22 protein-coding genes are annotated in these 16845 nt (G+C 61.7%); 18 read left to right on the forward strand and 4 right to left on the reverse strand.

Annotated features, from left to right (window positions below):
• The first annotated feature begins 839 nt into the window (after positions 1 to 839).
• The 14 genes from U1872_RS06170 to U1872_RS06235 all read left to right on the forward strand — a co-directional run bounded on the left by U1872_RS06170 (position 840) and on the right by U1872_RS06235 (position 8838).
• Complete coding sequence (locus U1872_RS06170) at positions 840 to 1055, forward strand: hypothetical protein (protein ID WP_332792014.1); 216 nt, start codon at positions 840 to 842, stop codon at positions 1053 to 1055.
• Entirely contained in the window at positions 1052 to 1636 is a 585-nt protein-coding gene (locus U1872_RS06175; protein ID WP_332792015.1) for a hypothetical protein, read from the forward strand. Before U1872_RS06170 ends, U1872_RS06175 begins: the two co-directional genes overlap by 4 nt.
• Before the next feature lie 136 nt (positions 1637 to 1772).
• Complete coding sequence (locus U1872_RS06180) at positions 1773 to 2075, forward strand: hypothetical protein (RefSeq protein WP_332792016.1); 303 nt, start codon at positions 1773 to 1775, stop codon at positions 2073 to 2075.
• A gap of 265 nt (positions 2076 to 2340) precedes the next feature.
• Complete coding sequence (locus U1872_RS06185; RefSeq protein ID WP_332792017.1) at positions 2341 to 3828, forward strand: DUF3560 domain-containing protein; 1488 nt, start codon at positions 2341 to 2343, stop codon at positions 3826 to 3828.
• Positions 3825 to 4427 (forward strand): methyltransferase type 11, encoded by a 603-nt coding sequence (locus U1872_RS06190; RefSeq protein ID WP_332792018.1) that lies wholly within the window; start codon positions 3825 to 3827, stop codon positions 4425 to 4427. Before U1872_RS06185 ends, U1872_RS06190 begins: the two co-directional genes overlap by 4 nt.
• A 107-nt stretch (positions 4428 to 4534) precedes the next feature.
• Complete coding sequence (locus U1872_RS06195) at positions 4535 to 4981, forward strand: hypothetical protein (RefSeq protein WP_332792019.1); 447 nt, start codon at positions 4535 to 4537, stop codon at positions 4979 to 4981.
• Between the two features lie 67 nt (positions 4982 to 5048).
• Positions 5049 to 5375, forward strand: coding sequence for a hypothetical protein (locus U1872_RS06200; RefSeq protein ID WP_332792020.1), 327 nt, complete (start codon positions 5049 to 5051; stop codon positions 5373 to 5375).
• Complete coding sequence (locus tag U1872_RS06205) at positions 5372 to 5665, forward strand: hypothetical protein (protein WP_332792021.1); 294 nt, start codon at positions 5372 to 5374, stop codon at positions 5663 to 5665. The genes U1872_RS06200 and U1872_RS06205 overlap by 4 nt, the downstream gene beginning before the upstream one ends.
• Positions 5666 to 6384: 719 nt before the next feature.
• Positions 6385 to 6798 (forward strand): DEAD/DEAH box helicase family protein, encoded by a 414-nt coding sequence (locus U1872_RS06210; protein ID WP_332792022.1) that lies wholly within the window; start codon positions 6385 to 6387, stop codon positions 6796 to 6798.
• Positions 6798 to 7190 carry a DUF2493 domain-containing protein gene (locus U1872_RS06215; protein ID WP_332792023.1) on the forward strand — a complete coding sequence of 131 codons (393 nt, stop codon included), beginning with the start codon at positions 6798 to 6800 and terminating at the stop codon, positions 7188 to 7190. The genes U1872_RS06210 and U1872_RS06215 overlap by 1 nt, the downstream gene beginning before the upstream one ends.
• The gene (locus U1872_RS06220) at positions 7187 to 7411 is read left to right on the forward strand and encodes a hypothetical protein (protein ID WP_332792024.1); all 225 of its coding nucleotides are present in this window, start codon (positions 7187 to 7189) and stop codon (positions 7409 to 7411) included. The genes U1872_RS06215 and U1872_RS06220 overlap by 4 nt, the downstream gene beginning before the upstream one ends.
• Positions 7412 to 7452: 41 nt before the next feature.
• Positions 7453 to 7659, forward strand: a complete 207-nt coding sequence (locus tag U1872_RS06225; RefSeq protein WP_332792025.1) for a hypothetical protein — start codon at positions 7453 to 7455, stop codon at positions 7657 to 7659.
• Positions 7653 to 8186 carry a nucleoside triphosphate pyrophosphohydrolase family protein gene (locus U1872_RS06230; protein WP_332792026.1) on the forward strand — a complete coding sequence of 178 codons (534 nt, stop codon included), beginning with the start codon at positions 7653 to 7655 and terminating at the stop codon, positions 8184 to 8186. Before U1872_RS06225 ends, U1872_RS06230 begins: the two co-directional genes overlap by 7 nt.
• Positions 8187 to 8271: 85 nt before the next feature.
• Positions 8272 to 8838: an acyltransferase gene (locus U1872_RS06235; RefSeq protein ID WP_332792027.1), complete on the forward strand. Its 567-nt coding sequence runs from the start codon at positions 8272 to 8274 to the stop codon at positions 8836 to 8838.
• Here U1872_RS06235 and U1872_RS06240 read toward each other — a convergent pair.
• The 4 genes from U1872_RS06240 to U1872_RS06255 all read right to left on the reverse strand — a co-directional run bounded on the left by U1872_RS06240 (position 8823) and on the right by U1872_RS06255 (position 15623).
• Positions 8823 to 9926, reverse strand: a complete 1104-nt coding sequence (locus U1872_RS06240; RefSeq protein WP_332792028.1) for an acyltransferase family protein — start codon at positions 9924 to 9926, stop codon at positions 8823 to 8825. The two genes, U1872_RS06235 and U1872_RS06240, sit on opposite strands and share 16 nt — an antisense overlap.
• An 89-nt stretch (positions 9927 to 10015) precedes the next feature.
• Positions 10016 to 14779 carry a fibronectin type III domain-containing protein gene (locus tag U1872_RS06245; RefSeq protein ID WP_332792029.1) on the reverse strand — a complete coding sequence of 1588 codons (4764 nt, stop codon included), beginning with the start codon at positions 14777 to 14779 and terminating at the stop codon, positions 10016 to 10018.
• Positions 14776 to 15312 (reverse strand): hypothetical protein, encoded by a 537-nt coding sequence (locus U1872_RS06250; protein WP_332792030.1) that lies wholly within the window; start codon positions 15310 to 15312, stop codon positions 14776 to 14778. Before U1872_RS06250 ends, U1872_RS06245 begins: the two co-directional genes overlap by 4 nt.
• Entirely contained in the window at positions 15309 to 15623 is a 315-nt protein-coding gene (locus tag U1872_RS06255) for a hypothetical protein (RefSeq protein WP_332792031.1), read from the reverse strand. The genes U1872_RS06250 and U1872_RS06255 overlap by 4 nt, the downstream gene beginning before the upstream one ends.
• Before the next feature lie 36 nt (positions 15624 to 15659).
• Here U1872_RS06255 and U1872_RS06260 point away from each other — a divergent pair, with 36 nt between their 5' ends.
• The 4 genes from U1872_RS06260 to U1872_RS06275 are packed head-to-tail and all read left to right on the forward strand — an operon-like array spanning position 15660 to position 16814.
• The gene (locus tag U1872_RS06260; protein ID WP_332792032.1) at positions 15660 to 16088 is read left to right on the forward strand and encodes a hypothetical protein; all 429 of its coding nucleotides are present in this window, start codon (positions 15660 to 15662) and stop codon (positions 16086 to 16088) included.
• Positions 16085 to 16303: a hypothetical protein gene (locus tag U1872_RS06265; protein WP_332792033.1), complete on the forward strand. Its 219-nt coding sequence runs from the start codon at positions 16085 to 16087 to the stop codon at positions 16301 to 16303. Before U1872_RS06260 ends, U1872_RS06265 begins: the two co-directional genes overlap by 4 nt.
• Complete coding sequence (locus tag U1872_RS06270; protein ID WP_332792034.1) at positions 16300 to 16494, forward strand: hypothetical protein; 195 nt, start codon at positions 16300 to 16302, stop codon at positions 16492 to 16494. Before U1872_RS06265 ends, U1872_RS06270 begins: the two co-directional genes overlap by 4 nt.
• On the forward strand, positions 16479 to 16814 hold the full coding sequence (locus tag U1872_RS06275; protein ID WP_332792035.1) for a hypothetical protein: 336 nt from the start codon (positions 16479 to 16481) through the stop codon (positions 16812 to 16814). The genes U1872_RS06270 and U1872_RS06275 overlap by 16 nt, the downstream gene beginning before the upstream one ends.
• The last annotated feature ends 31 nt before the right edge of the window (positions 16815 to 16845 follow it).

Genomic DNA, 16845 nt, shown 5'->3' on the forward strand with positions numbered 1-16845 from the left:
GCCCGATTCAAACCTCCGTAGAAATTCAGGTACTTTCGGCCGAAAACCTTAGACATTGCTCGGAATCGACCGAATCTGGCGATTTTGGGCCTGAAACCGGCACAGTGGAACGAGATAGAGGGTGCTCGTTCCACCCTCTCGTTCCGGGCTAAACCGCAGATTTCCGCGGCTTTCGGAAGGGGTGGAACGAGGGAACGAGATTTCAGCGATTCCTATATGCTGTCGCTGCGCAAATCACCCGTTTCTGGTCCTACCACGGGCTTGCCGTAAGGCTTAGACCACACCCCATTCCACAGTCTCAAAGACGACAAAGTTCTAAGAGAATCTCGTTCCACTGTTCCAGGCACCGAATTATTGTGATAAATCAGTAGTTTGACCCGGAACGAGAGGGTGGAACGAGCGTATTTTTCTCGTTCCACTGTTCCAGTAAACCTTAGACCGCTCCATTTGGTCCCGGTAGTGGTCTGAGATGACTGGTTTTTTGCGGCTCAGCGCACCGCGCGACCCTGGCATATCGCTGGGGAGTACCTTGGCTGTTTCCGCCATAAGCGCAGCAATCACAGACACTTAGCCACCATGAAAACCTTAGACCCAGCACATAAACCTTAGACCAAAGCCCGATAAAGCTTAGACTTGAGGCGCATAAACCTTAGACCACGCCCCTGCAGAGAGGCGCGAGCGTGAAAACCTTAGACCACGCTGAAGGGATGCGGCGGCCGCCATGCGCGACCAGGTGCAAGGGCTATCGAGACGCAGCTCGCTCGCAGATAAATTCAACCATCGGTTGACAGTCACCCGGAAAACCTTAGACCAGTCTTATCAACTGAAAGGTGATTCGCATGACACACCCCCTCATCGCCGCAGCCCTCGCAGCTCCGCTTACACACAGCGTCGTCACCACGATGGAAGGCGGCCGCCGCACCCATGACACGCGCAGCCTCGCAGCCGCTGAAAACTACGCCACCGGGGAGCGTCGCAAGATTGGGCGTACGTTGATCGACCGCGAGACGGGTGCAACGGTTCGGGTCGTCTCGGTCGATGTGGTGGCGCTGTGATCATCGGCACAATCGAACGCAATGCGCGAGGCTCTATCGTGCTGCAGGTGCGCGGCAAAGACGGACTCTGTCACCCGCTCCGCGGCCCCGGCGCGAATGCGCTCCGCTTCCGTGCAGACATCGGGCCTATGAAGCCCGAATATGTCGGGCGGCGCGTCATCACCCGGCCTTGCGGTAAATGGATGGTGGAGCCTCTGTTTCACCTTTGGGCCTATGCTCCGGAACGCCGTGCGACCCGTGCGCACCTCCGGCATTTCATCGCCGACGCGGTAGAGCGTAAAGCCGCAGCAAAGGGGATAGTGGTTCCACCGGATTCGCGGTCACCTTGGGATACTGGCACGATCGACGCGCAAACCTTTAGCGTTCACCAACTCGCACGGCGTGCGCTTGAATATGCCCGCTTCCGTGCTTTCATGCGCGGCACTTATTCAGATTGGCCCGCGGACAAACCTGCGCGCGACTTTTGGCAGGCGCTTGCGCTAGGCCAACCTGCGCGGTTCTACGACCCAAGGGCGGGCGAATTCGTCGAGCGGGTTGGCGGTAAGGCCAGCGCAGAACGCACGCGGCGCCTCTCAGTATGACCCGCGCCCTAGTCATCGCAGCAACCCTGCCAATCGTCATACTGTGGCCGTCGCAGGCGCTATTCGCCGCGGCTGGCATCGCATCCCTAGCAATCATTGGTGGCACGCTCGCCACCGCATGGAAGGAATCCGAGTGATGTCCGATTTACGTAATGCACTGGCCGAGATGATCGCGCCGATGCCGCGAACCGAAACTCGCGAACTGGCCATGGCACCAACCGTCCGCAAGGCGGCCTGCGGCAAGTGTCCTTTTGCCGGTTATGCTCTGACTGCGAGCGAACTCGCGCAAGCTGACTTGATCAAGGCGCGGATATCGGGCGAACGTTCCGCCGGCAAATTGTCTACCGTGTGGGGCTGTCATGAAACGGTGCGCGGGCAACGGCCACAGATTTGCGCGGGGTTCGTCGACTACATCCGCGATAGGCCGGAAATCGCCTAATGCCCCGCCCCCGCAACTCAGACCGAGCCGCCGGCAACCCGTTCTACCAGGGCGCGACGTGCCGCCGGAACGCCAGCCACGGCGAAACGCGGTATTCGAGCACATCGGCGTGCGTCCAATGCGTGCGCGATCGGGGCCACGGAAACCGGCGGGCGCCTGCGGATGAATTCGCCGCGTTGCTGTAGATAAATTCAACCATTGGTTGACAGTCACGCGACTCGCTGGTCTAAGGTTTTCAACGGAAACGAAAATAAGGGAATCAACCATGACGACGATCACCGCAACCTATAGCCCCGAAGATAACAAGATTCGACTTTACGCGACGTCGCGCCTTGATCCCGAGACGTTCGAGCGGATCAAGACCGCCGGTTTCAACTGGGCGCCAAAACAGGGATTGTTCGTCGCCCCGAAATGGACGCCCGCCCGCGAAGACATCGCAACGGAACTGGCGGGCGAAATCGAGGCCGAAGAGTCCACGCTCGCCGAACGCGCAGCGATCAAAGCCGAGCGGCTGGACATCCTCGCAGGCAAGAAACTGGCGGAATCTGGCGCCTATCAACGCGCGGCACAAGGCCTTTCGGATCGCTTCGCCGATGGCCAGCCTATTCTGCGCGGCCACCATTCCGAGCGGAAAGCTCGGAAAGACGCTGAGCGCATGGAAAGCGCGCAGGCTAAGGCAATCAAGCTTGCCGAGACCTCGAATTATTGGCTCTACCGCGCCACGGGAGTCGAATGCTTCGCCAATATGAAGAACGACCCGCGAGTCCGCGCAAATCGGATCAAAACGCTTTTGGCAGAACTGCGCGACCTGCAGCGCGGTATCAATGCCGCGCACAATGGCCTGAAGATGTGGGAAAAGTTCACAACCGACGAACAAATTCGTTGGGCGTTGGGCAATATGGACGCGCGCACAATGCAGGCGCCCTATAGCCTCTATTCGGCCGTCCAGGGTGACGAAGTCACGCCAGCCGACGCCCGCGCCCGCTGTATCGCAAACGCTGAAACGATCATTGCAGGACCGATGCGGCGGCGTTGGATTGCCCACGTTCTGAATCGGCTGGCGTTCGAGCGTGCCATGCTCGGCGACGTCGCGCGGTTTGAAGGCGAACTGACTCCCGTCATCCTGCAAGCGTTCGCACGCGAGCACGGCGCGGAGTCGCCGAAAGCAACCGTGACCGATCCCGGCGCCTTCCAGCTCGAAAGCCCGGTTCCCCTGCCCCTGCATATCGCGGACGCGTGTTATCTCGACCTGAGCGAAGACGATTGGCGCGACTTGATGCAGGCAACCGGCTATGTCGTTCCCGATGCCAAGCCGCGGCGCGTATCCACGAAACCCGCGGCCGCTCCACTGGTCAACCCCACGGCCGAAGACGCCGAGCGGTTACAACGAATCTGGAATCTGCAAATGGCGCTGGCGTGCAAAGGCAAGCCGTACGTGACGCCTGAGACAAGCGAAGTGGTCGCGCTTACTCAGGCGCGCTATTCGGCGAATTCGGGCGGCAGTTATTCGCCGTTCGAGACTGTGGAAATCGACGCGAGCGGTGCGCGGGTTTCAATGCAGTGGCGCAACATGCAACAGGTTCGCTCAGGTGAACCTGTTGCGCGCATCCGGATTTGCAGCCGCGGAACGGGTTTCCATAAGCCGCGCCACGTGGTCACGATTACCGACAAGCCGAGCAAGGCGCTACCGCTCGATCTTGCCGCACTGGAAGCGGCCACGCGCGCCGCGATCGACGAAAAGGCCGCAGCATGAACCCCGCGGTCTACAGCCGGCCTGCCAAGCCCCTGCGGATCCCCGTGCGCAATCGCCGCGACGGCGCCCCAGTGGTACCGCTCGAACTCCCCGCGATCGTGACGGTGGACAAGTTCACAGAATGCCACGTGACACCCGCGGACGTCGCCGCGCGGATGGTCGACTATCTGGGCCCGCCTGGCGACGTGTTGACGCTCGAACCGAGCGCGGGAACCGGGAATATCTCGCGCGCGCTATCGGCATCGGGTCACAGCTCGTGCGAGCTGGTCCAGGTTGAGCGGCATTGCACATTATCAAGCGGGCTCGGGAAATACGGCGCTGTCATCAACCGATGCTTTCTCGAATATGCGGCCGAAGTCGCGGGTCGCGTGGAATTCCCGCGGGTGATCATGAATCCCCCATTTAGCGCGGTCAAGAAACACGTCGCGGCCGCAATCTCGCTAATGGGTCGCGGCGGCCATAGCGAGACGCCGACGCTGGTCGCGCTTGTGCCAGTCACCTTCAACCTGGCAGGCGCTGAGACCCTAGAGACGCTGCCGGACGATACGTTCGCGACGGCGCGCGTTCACACGAAAATCATTCGCTACCGTCGGAGTTAAATTCAACCGTGAGTTGACATGCAACCGACTCGTGTGGTCTAAGGTTTTCAAGAGACAGGCGGTCTAATCACGTCCACCAGATCAACCAAAAGCAGAGGACTCAACCAATGACCGAAGCCGAACGCAAAGCCGAATTCCGGCGGTTGCCTATATTGTCCGATTACCTCGCCACCGCGCTGCAGGATGCGCAATACAGCGAAGCGGATGACGCTTGCAGCGCTGAGCGCGAGGAACGCGACACTGGCACAATTTACACGCTTTCGGACTCCGACTTCGCTGCGGCCGTGGCCGATGTTGAAAGGTTTTTGGCCGCTCCAGTTTCAGACAATGGCGCAAGCGCCGGGGAATTATTGGACCTGATTTTTTACGATGTCGGTTCCACCTATTCGACCGCACAAGCCGGCTGCGACCTATGGTTGACGCGCAACGGCCACGGCGCGGGATTTTGGGACCGCGGTCTAGGTAAGGCTGGCGATTTGCTAACCGAAGCGGCCGCCGCCCTTGGGTCGATTGACCCGTATTTTGGCGATGATGGCAAATTCTATCTGAGCTGAGTTGACAGCGCGGCGGGTGCGATCCGCCGGCGCCGATGAATTCAGCACGCCAAAAAGGGAATCCGAGATGGAAAAGCTACCCGTATTGTTCCGCCGTCCACGTGGTAAAGCCGCATTCGCCGACGACGGCGTGACCGCAGTTTTCCCGACTCTTGGTTGGGCAACCGCTTACGATATGACCTGCTACGCGCACGTCGGGCAACACGGCGCTTGCGATAAGCCGTGGTATCGCACGACGCGACCCGCCAGCCCGGCCGAATACTCTGACCTATTGCGCGAGCTGCAGGGAATCTACGGCGTGTCGAATGGCGACGGCGATGAGGCTTATGAATTGGTCGTCGTGTCGCGGATCACGCGCCAGCACGACACCGCGCGCAGGGTGTCTGTCCAATGATCCGCCATCGCACCTCCCCGCACGAACTGGCGCGCGCAGCCCTAGACGCCGCGATTCTCGGCGGCCGTGTCGCGCATCATAGCGGCGCCAGTGATACGCTGTACCGTGCAACCGCCGCAACCGTGCGCGAGCTGTCGGGCGTGGCGCGATCCACCGACGCCGTGGCTGTGGAGCTACATGAAACCGCCGACGGGCGAGTCCGCGCGATAATTGACAACCCCGCTGGCTATTGGGACTCGATTATTCTCGCGATCGATGCGGGACGAATCCGGAGTCGCGCACCGTGTTGATGCTAGTAGTCGCGATATTCTTTATCGCCTTTTCCTGCAGCACAGTGGAGGCGCGCGCAGCCGCTAAAGCGAAGATGCGCCCCTTCGGCCGTATCCTGTTAATCCCGTGCGCCGCGCTGGCGTTCATTCTGGTCTATGGCGCCATGACAATGCCGCCGCACCCCTAAAGACCCTGCCACCCACTCAACGTTTCAACCCGCCACGGTTTCGCGCTGTGGCGGGTTTTCCGCGTCTACGGCGCCCACGATCGCGGCGAATAGCCGGGGATAGCGCAGCACAGCCGCACGGACTCGCGCCTCCCGTGGCGTCGCTGCGCGCGGTAGCGGTTGAGCTGGCGCAACCAGAGGCGCGGGCACGGCCTGCGGGGCGCTGTGGAGCTGGAAGCGCGGTGGCATGGTCATGCGGGCGCCCGGCGGCCGTTCGCAGCCGTGACGGGATAGCCGCGCGACCAGGTGCAGGCTGCACAGTCACGCGCTGTGGTGGAAATCGACCGGCGGTTGAGACGCACGCGGCGGCGGTGAAACAGTGCATGCATGGCGCCGAGTATATCACAGCCAGGCGGTTTACGGGATTTCCCGTAGACGTCGCGCCAATCCCCCGGAGAAATCGGAGGCTGAGCCCCTGACCCACCCGGAGAAATGAATCGCCATAATCCACTATTGGTTGACTCTGTGACGCGCAGCATTATGAGTCGAGTCGAACCAAGAGGGACCAGAGAAATGTCACCGGGAAACACGAAGCGGGCCGCTCGACTGCTCGGAGAAATCGCAAAGCTGAACCAGCGGCTGACCCGCATCGGCAGGGAGTCTGAGTGGCCCGCATCTGCGCTTACCGCCGCCCGCGATGCGCTGAAGCAGGAGGTGAAATCCATGGGCGTGGTGTTCGAGCCGACTGATGCGGTGATGCCCGAGATCGTCGGCTACCGGTCAGACTCACAACCGGCAGCAGCAGCCACCGACGGCCTCACGATCACCCTGACCGGGCCGCAGGGATGCGGGAAGACTGTCACAGCCGATTTCCTGCGGCGAATGTTCGGCGACGTCGCACCCATCACCAAGTTGATCCGCAGCGGCGGCACCGTCCGCATCATTGACGGCGATGACGTGGCGATCGTCGAAATGCCGGTGCGCTGATGCGCGTGGTGGTCACAGGAGGCCGCGATTACCGCGACCAGAAACGGGTCGCCGAGGCCCTCAACACCATCCACGCCGAGCGACCGATCGAGGTGCTGATCCACGGCGCAGCGACCGGCGCCGACACCCTCGCCGCCGAGTGGGCCTGGCAGCGGAAGATCCCGGTTGAGCCGTATCCGGCAGCATGGGACGATATCACCGCGATGCCGTGTCGCATCCGATACAAGGGCCGCAAGCCGTACAATGCGCTCGCCGGCCACGCTCGGAATATCCGGATGCTGATGCTGTCGGCCCCGACCCTGGTCGTCGCGTTCCCCGGCGGCGCTGGGACAGCCCACTGCCGCGCCCAGGCGCTGCGCCGTGGGATCGCAGTGATGGACGTGGACGCGTGACCCGCCCCCACACCGAAGGCCACTATTGGGCCAAGCAGACCCGCAGCGACATCCACGCCGGCGCCGATCTGTCCGGCGACTGGGAGGTCGTGCAGACGTTCGACAACGGCGACGCGCAGTTCAATCTGCGGGTGTTCGTGCCCGGTCAGACCGAGTCCGAGGACATCCAGAACTTCGAATGGGGGCCGCGAGTCGTCGCGCCAGCCGGGTGCGAGTCGTGAGCCGCGAGGCCAGAAGGTCCCCGAAGAAATCAAAGGGGTGGGTGCCGATCGCCGAGGCGCTTCCCAACCACCGACACATGGCAGCGTTCCGCACTCCGCTGAACCCTGAAAGCTGGATAATCGTCGGCCCCGGCTACGTCCGCGACGGCACATTTCACAACAGCCTCGGCGACTGGGGAGCGCTCGAACTGGTGTTCGCGCTGCCACCCCTTCCCCCAATCACCAACCCGGAGAAATCAACATGCTGAACGAACTGCTCGAACTCGCCCCCGAAATTCACGCTTCCAACGTCACCGCCGGTTGGTGGACCGACCTGAAGACTGGCGAATCCATCCTCACGACGCGCAACCGCGGCGAGATCCTGATGCTCGTTGTCAGCGAGCTGTCGGAAGCCGACGAAGGCCGCCGCGGTTGCCTGATGGATGACAAGCTCCCCGCGCGCCTGATGTTCGACGTTGAACTGGGCGACACGGCAATCCGGCTGCTCGATCTGATCGGCGCGGAAGACGCGATGACGGCGGTGCCGAGCGAGGCCACGCCCAACACGCTGATGGCGATCGTCAACCTGGTCGTCGCGGCGTTCGAGCATCTGCGCAAGAACCGGCAGCAGGAATACCGTGATGCGCTGGTCACCGCGCTGCTCGGTGTCGCGTATCATGCGCGCCTGCGTGAAGTGGACCTGCTCGGCTGTATCGCCGAGAAGCGCGCCTACAACGCCATCCGCGCCGACCACCAGATTGCGAACCGGCTAAAGGAAGACGGCAAACAGTTCTGAGCAGTCGCGGGGTTGCTTGAAACGGCGACCCCGCGCACCATTCCCCAATGCCCGACTCCCTATCCCCCAGCGATCGAGTGATAACTTGAAACATGCATCAATTAAAAAGCTCTCGCGGTACGCGAAAGGGCTCCTGCTGACGGCGGTCTGGCGCGCGCGCGGCGTCAAGGTATTGGACCGGGTGGTCTGTGCAGGGCTGGCGCCTAGCATCGGGACCGGGGGCGCCATCGAACTGGGGTCCCGCATTTCGTTTCGGGGAATGCTGCGGCGCCCGCAGCTCGGCTCGGCATCGGGCGCTCTTCTGCGCATTGGTGACTTTTGCTTCATCAACAGCGGCACATCGATCGAAGCCACCAATCGTATTGAGATCGGCCCGCACTGCTTAATCGGCGATGATGTCCTCATTCAGGATTCGAATTACCACGAGGTGGGTCAGGGAGACGGTGTGACGCAGGCGCCGATCGTCATTGGCCGAAACGTCTGGATAGCCAATCGAGCTATCATTATGCCTGGCGTGACGATCGGTGATCATAGCGTCATCGGCGCTGGCGCGATCGTCACCAAGGATGTGGCCTCGCGCACCGTGGTTGGCGGCATTCCCGCGCGGGTGATTGGGACGGTGACGTGCGCCGACGACTACCGGCGGACCTGACCCGGTGTCAAAGGTAAGGCGCGCGTGGCACCGTCCAGCAAACGGCGAAATGGCTCATCGAAATATTTAAGAAGCAACCACGCGGCCGAAATCGCGAGAACCGCAACAAATGGCACCGTTGCATACTTTGCCCAGAGCGGCAATTTCAGCCGCAGCAGCGCGTAACAGCAAAACAATACCACCGGATAATGCACGATATAGACAGGATAAGAAATTCGCCCGAAGAACAACGACAATCGCAACGCCGTCGGGCTAAGCGCAGTCGTGAGACAGGCGATCAATATTACGGGGTAAACGAAGGTCGCGCATACCAGGTCGCGCAGCGCGTTCGACGAGGTGCGTAACGGCTGCGGCACGGCCAACGAAACCACCAATATTCCTATGATTGCCCACAAAGGGATCGGCACACGCGGCAGGCGCCCTTCCTGCCATAGCCGGAATATTAAGACGCCCATGCCGTAAGAGAAAACAAACGTGGCAACGCCGCCGAGCATGTTGCCGATAGCCCAGCCTGTCCCGAGGCCGCCATAATAAAAAGCGCCGCTCGCCATCGCTACAAACGCCAACGGTAGACCCAGATTCAAGGCCGAGCGACTCAAGAATGAACGCAGCAGATGGTGCAACAGATTGCCCCAAAGCTCGATCGCGAGAGACCATTGTGGTGGCAGCAATCCAAACGCCGAGGCCCCCGGCCGTGGGATCATGGTGATCGCGGCTAACAGGTTAACGATCGCATCCGTGGTGTTGAAGTCGGCGCCTTTCGCCAAAGCTCGAAAGACACTGATGGCAATGCTTATTGCGAGCCCGACGAGAAGCATGGGATAGAGACGTTTAATGCGGACGATCATAAACCCAAGTGCAGTCGTTCGCTGCATGAGACCGCCCTCATAAGCGTATGAGATCACGAACCCGCTCAAAACGAAAAAGAATGGCACCGCCAGGTAGGCTTGGGGAAAGCAATTAGGCAGAAGTAGCATCTCGCCTATGTGCATCACCACAACGGCGATGGCAGCCACACCACGTAATCCGTCGAGAACAGCGAAGTGTCCCTTATGCTTCCCCTCGCCGGCGTCTAAGCGCACGCTCACAATTCGCTCTCCCCCGGCCCAATGCCGGGGGAGCCGTAGCACAGCCTTTTGTAAAGCCGAACTTCTTCGGCCATCTTGAGCGTCCCAGCTTAGAACGCCTCGACAATGACGTTGTCGGCGAGGACGCCATTACCGTTTGTGAGAAGGCCTGCGTGCGTTGTGACTGGGGGACGATTGCCCGATGCCACCGTGTAGCTGCCGACCAAGTTCCAGTTCTGGTACACGTTGGCAACGCCGGTTGTAGGGTCGTACTCCAGCGTATAGACGAACCCTGTAGAAGAACTCATGCCCGTGATGTTCGCTACCGCTGTGACTGCGCCAGCCTTCACCGATACCAAAGCGATGGTGCTGCCATTGCTGAGGTAGATGCCGACATAGTTATTGCTGTCAGTCAGCTGCACGCAGATCCGGCCCGTCGTGAAGGACTGGATGAACGCCGTGATCGCAGTGCGATTAACGCCGCGGTTCGGCACACGATACGATGTCGGGCTTCCGGTAACCGTGCCCTTTGCCTGGTTGGAAAATACGGTAAGTGCTGCCGCCGTGCCGTCGACCCGCGTCCAGTTCGGCGAGGCCTCCAGGTTCTCGTTCGCGCGCGTGAACGTGTCGCCGAAGCTGTTCTTGGGACCGGCGCCAAATCCGACGAAAGCTGCAATAGCTGTTGCAGTTCCGTTTGTCGTGACGCGTAGGCCACTGCGTGTGGCCACTGGCGGTGGGGCAGCAACAGTACCAGACCCGATCTGGTCGTTGTTACAATAAACGGCGACAGCACCCGTCGTGGCGTTGTATTCAGCCCTGAATAGAAGCTGCGCCCCGCTGCCATTGGGGACGGTGAAAGAGAACATCTGCGTCTCGACACCAGCCACGCACTTGTAGACGCGGATCGTGTTATTGTTTTGGGCGAACCCGATCCAGTTGTTCGCATCCGACATGCTGACGAGATGGCGGTAACTATTGAAGCCTGTGGTTGCTGCGTTGAACTCGACATATTGCTGCAAGGCACCGAGATCTGTTGTGTAGCGATAGGTCGAGGTCTGAGCAGCGAGAGCCGCCGCGGTCAACATCTTGGTGCTGTCCACGATCGCTCCACCTGCCGATCCGCCCAGCAGCTCCCAGCCCGCGCGCGCATCCAGGTTCTGCGCCGTGACCTGGTCGTCGAAATAGTCCCGCGCCATCGTACCCGTCGCCGGGTAATTCTGCACGGTCGAGGTAAACCCGTAGGCAATCCCTCCGACGGTCAGCGTCGCCGTGGTAGCTCCCCCGAGCGTCGCCCCGTTCACGTTCTGCAGGGTGAACGTGTCACCCGTCTTCGCGGTGGTCGCGACGTTGGTGTAAGCGCCGCCGTTCTGCGAGTAGTTGCCCCCTGAGATCGTGACAGGGACGGTCTGCCCGCTGGTGAGGCGCGTAACCGTCAGCGTGTTCGATGTACTGGTCGAGGACACGGCAACGTCCTGCTGCGCCGTGAACGCGGCAACCAGTCCGGTGAAGTCCCAGAGATAGGCCTTGGTCTGCACCGCAGGCGTGTTGTCGTAGGTCAGCTCTTCCGGCAGCATCGGGAACGCGGGCTTGGTCGCATTACCGTCTGCCACCTGATGCTTTGCCAGGAAGGCGGGGTCGAAGCCCGAAAGCGTGATGTCGACCGGGATGAGCAAGCGCACGTGCGTGCCGCGGTCCTGATCGTTGAACCACAGGCGCGTTTTCCATGTCGTCCCACCGTCAGGCGTGTAGCAGGCGTTGCGCCGCACCAGCTCGGTGCCGTTCGCAATGGTGTTCTTGCGAACGGGGTGCGCCGGGTCAGCGGCCGCCGTCTGGAAGCGCTGCGAGGTCGGCCAATAGCGGATGCCCCAGCTATCGACCAGGGTGCCGCTGACGGATACCTGCGACAGACCGGAGGGGGTCACAGTGCCCCCCGTTCCGGCATCCAGCACCATGTATGGCTTGGGGGTGCCGGGCGACGGCTCGACGGTCGTGCTGAACGGCGCGATCGGGTAGGGCTGCGGCATATCTGCCGAGGTCAGCGGGACGTAATCGCGCACCCGCACGTCAGCATCTGTTGTCCGGGCGGTCACCAACGCCCACGGCCCCATGATGCCATTGGCGGGGTGGCTTGCCAGAGTATTACCCGATGTGATGTTCTGGATGTTCTGGTTCGAGAACGCGGTGGTGTCGTAGTCGACGTCGACAACGAACCCCGCGTAGTTGAACCCGCCGACGTCGTTGATGACGTAGTTAAACCCCTCGACCCGGCCATTGCGGAAGTTGAGCGTGTAGCTCTTCGTCCCGAAATGCAGCCCGGCGGTCGACACGCCCTTGCCCTTCCCCACGAATAGAAAATTGCTGAAGTTGTAATTGAACGAATAATTGAAGATGAAGAACGGCTTGTCGGCAAGCATCTTGAGGTTGTCCCACCCCATCGGCATGACATCGCCGCCATCGTGCACGTCGCGACTGGAGACGTAGAATCCAACGTCGACGTCGTGGCCCTCATTGCCGTTGCCGTCAGGGATTTGCGCCTCAAGATGCCCGTACACCCCCAACTGATCGATCCCCAGAGGGTACGACGACAGCACCTCGGTGGTGCCCAAACTGATGGGCTCTACGAGGCGCAGCGCCGCCGAGTCCGGCGACCGCGCGCTGATCGGCGGCGTCTTCTGCTGGTGCCAGATGAAGTCGTACCGCGAGGATATACCGATGCAGTTGGTCAGCATAACCGCCCGACTCTGCATGTCGAACGCAACGCCGGCATGACCGTTATGGTTCGAGATAACCTCGTAGCGGTCACCGTAGCCGGCCGGGGTGTAGCCGTCGCCGCGGTTGTAAATCGACAGGCAACCATCCCACTGCCCGATCTCGGAGCCGAGTTCGCACGCGAAGCCAGCGCCTCGCGTGTTGAACGTGACGCAATTCTTGAGGTTCGACCGGCTGTGATGTTGGGTATAAGACCAGCCCGGCGTCGGGTCGCCAGCCAGATCCGAATGGATCGAAAGGCCTTCGGAGATCACGGGGCGCCGGTAGAAGTACGGGCCGGTCCAGTGGTCGTGCACCGGGTAGCGCCCGATCACGTTGTTCGGATCAGCCAGATAGGCGCCGCCGCTGGAAGCCTTGCAGCCATCGGTCGCGGTGTTCTGCGCGCTGGTCAGCGTGGGATCGGTACGCGTCCGGCCGAGGTTCCTGAACTGCGCGAACTTCCGAACGATGTCATCGACGTGCATGTGCATCGTGTGGCCGCGGTGCCGCCCCGTGCCGGCCACGCCCTTCTCACGCCAGTACGCACCCTCGTAGCGTAGCGAGCGCGTGAGGTTTACGCAGCGTGGCTCGATGCGGGAGGGCGTGCCGTCTTTGAGCGTCCGCGCTATGGTCGGGTGCGCGTATGCCAAGGGGACCGCGAAAGATACCACCGGGCCATTGATATCGGTGACCGTACGAACTTCGTCGTAGCTGAGCTTGAAGCCAGTGGCGTTACGCTGGACCATGTTGGAGCGCCAGGTATTGAAGTCGCCAAACTCAGGCACGTAGGCCGTCGTTGGACCAGTATAGCTGGCATCGCTCGCCGCGTTGCCCGCAAACGCGGTCGACGTGATTACGATGTCATCCCCGATGCTCATGTTGAACGGGACTTGGTCCAGGGTGACTTGCGTTGCTCCGACCGTGGGGTCGATCGAGAACTTGGTGGCGACCGTCTTGGGGGCGCCGACCATCCGCGTGCGGCCCATGGTCATGATGCCGGTCTTGGTCGTGGCGCCAGGATCAGACGTGCCGCAGATTACATGCAGATGCGTGACCGGCGTGCCTTCTTCGCCCGCAATATACGCCCCGTGGGATACGAGGTTGTCGCAAAGCAGGAACGTGCTGACGCTGGTGCTGATGCGGAAGGTCGCCGTGCCGCCGATATGAACGGCCTTGATAACCTTCGCCTCGATCCCAGCAATGGTCGCCAGCGCAGTGCTATCCGCCGGGGTCGTCTTGAGCGTGTCGCATGCCGAACGATAGGCGGTCAGCAGTGCCGCCGGATTTGCATAAGGCGTGATCGGGGTCGAGACGTCGTAGAGAACCTCATAGGGCGACGCGATGTTGACGAGATCGCCGCCCACCGGAACGACGCCGGTATTCCACGTCGTCGGGTCGGACCAGTTGCCGGATTTGATCGCGGTGACGGTGAAGGTGCCGAGCGATGGATGCATGTTAGGGTCTTGCCCCTGCGCATAAATCGCTGGCCAGTATGCGTCGGGCATCGCCAACTCGGCCGAGCGGCCGCCTGTGAGCGTCGTGATCCGGGGTATGCTCACAGCAGGCGTCCCGCTCCCCGTAGCCCGCGGGCTTTCGAGACTGGCCGCATTGACCGCGGTCAGGGCATAGAAGCGCGCCACCCCATTGGTCAGCCCGGTGTCGATATACGGCGATCCCGAGAGAATCGCGCCGACCAGTGTCAGCGCGCCAGCCGAGGCGCCTGCGTAAAGGTTGTGCGAGGTGATCGCCGCGCCGCCGGTCGCGCCGTCCGTCCAGGCGAGCGTGTTCTGCGCGTTGCCGGGGGTGACGGTGAGCGTGGGTGCTGCGGGCGCAGTGGCGGGCACTACGGCGCCGGTCAGCACCACGGGATATTCCGCCGCGAGCTGGCCGAGCGTCTCGCGCACTACTGCCGTCTGCGAAACACCCGTTGGGAGCGCCGTCGCCGCCGCAATCGACGAGCCCGACAGCGTGAGATTCGAACTCGTCCCAGTGATCAGCGCGAGCGTGCTTGAACTGCCGAGCAGCCGGTTGATCGAATATACAGCCCCGGCGCCGCTGACGGTTGCCGCCTGCGCCTTCAACTGGCGCGAAAACAGGGCCTTACCGAGTGTTTCGAAGACGCTCACTGCTGCACCCCATAGGTCAGAGTACCCGAAGCGATCGTCGCCCGAGCGCAATAGACGACACCAGCGACATTGGCCATGTCGATATCTTCATTCGCGTTGCCGGTGAACGATGCCCAAGGCTGCCCGCCGATCGTCAGCGGGTTGATGTTCGCGCAGCCGTCGGTCGAAGTGCCTGCGTAAATGGTGCCCGACCAGGTTCCCTTGAGCACCACTCGAATGGGCCGGCCAAGCTGCGGCGTGAGCGGCCCGATTGTGGCGACGCCTGCTGCGAACGTCGCGGTCCCGCTTGTTGCGGTCGCCGTTGAGCTGGTCACGGTGCCGAGCTGCGGAGTGGATGTGGCTGCTGCAACAGACGCACTGCCGCATGCGACCAGCACGACGGGATTCGCGGCAGGATCTCGAACACAGACGATGGCGGTAGCCGTGGTTTTGTTGCCGTTGAAATCGCGGACGACTGGTGGAATCGGCGCCACTTGTGCGAACGCATTTACTGGAATGCACAGCATCGCTGCACCGAAGATCAATCGCTTCATTGCTTCGACTCCAATGTCGTGGTTGTGGTGGTCACGACAGCCGGTGTCGCGGGATCGGGGTCAGCCCCGCCCTGCGCATCGAATGTGCCGCCTCCGAATTTTGCGCTGATCTGTCGCAGTGCCACAGTCATCGCGAGGCCGGTCACGACCACCAGAAGCAGCCCCTCCACGCCCAGTGCGATATGGAAAACTAGGCGCGGTGTGTTCCGTATGATGACGGTCATCGCCCCGAGCAGCAGCGTCAGGCCGACGCCCAGCCCGCAAAATGTCAGCGTGGTGACGGTGCGGCGGAAGTCGAAATCTGTCTGCATGATTGCGCATTATCATCTTTCGGTGGATTTTGCCAGTTGACTTCCGCAAGCCGATCGCTCAATCAACCATTAGTTGATTATCGGTTGAAAAAGGGAAGTCAGATGACACGTGCAGAACAGCGTCGCCTCCGTTTTGGTCGCGATCGCACTCCGGGTTTCACACGATCGCCGAGCAAGCGCATCAACGCCGCAATGCAGGCGATGGCTGTGGCGATCGCGCTGGAACGCAACGCGTTGGATCAATCGCCGCTGTCGGTGATTGAACTGCAGAAGGAAGCCGTGCTGCGCGTTGCCAAGACGCTGCCCGCGGCACCGGCATCCAAGCTCTATCGCTATCGGCCGTCGCGGTCCGACAATCCGATCTACCGCGGCCAGAACGGTGATGGGCCTCGGCGTCTCGCCGCTGCTGCGGCTGTCGCAGCGAAGCCGAAGCGGGTGCGCGCGAAGAAGGTCGCATCGGCATGAAGCGCGTTTCAATCGCAATCGCGCTGCTGGCGCTGAGCGGCTGCATGGTCGCAACGGCGCCGCAGTCCGCCGACAACACGGCGATCTGGACCGACCCCAGCACCGGCTGCCGATACATCGTTTACCGCGATGGCCTCGGCAACACTTCGGTTGGCAGCCTGTCGATCCGATTTCGACGCGACGGCAAGCCCGACTGCCCCGGTGCAACGTCATGATCTGGGCCATGCTCAGCGCGTTCGGCGTCGGCTGGTGGTCCGCCGATCTGGTACGCATCGCCACCGCGAAGCCTGCGCCATCGGATATTTGGTATACGCAGGCCGATCGGCAGCCGCGCGCCATTGCACTCTCAGCCACCATGCTCGCGCTCTCCGTAGCGTCGCTGTGGATGACGTGGCCGCAGTCATGAGTTGCCCACTCAACCTCACCTATCCTGCGGTGTTCGACCCGTTCACCCACCCTACCCTAGTCGCTGCGATGCTGTCGGCCGGACCGGACGGCATCATTCAGCCGGCAGACTGCGAACGGTGGTTCAGCCGGGACCAGAACGAGATGTTCGCGCGCGGCTGGGTTCGGCAGCACCAGCTCAGGTGCGATCGAAAGTGGTCGTATCGGCTGACCGAAATCGGTGTCGAGCAGGCGGCTGCGTTTCGCGCAGATGGCTGGAATTTCGACGACTACGATGCTTGGCACGGCGATACGCTTTATCGTCCGCAGGTGGCAGCATGAACACATCGACCGGGCCCCTGGTCTGCCAGCA

This window comes from Parasphingomonas frigoris (assembly GCF_036663815.1).
Classification (GTDB): Bacteria; Pseudomonadota; Alphaproteobacteria; order Sphingomonadales; family Sphingomonadaceae; genus Sphingomonas.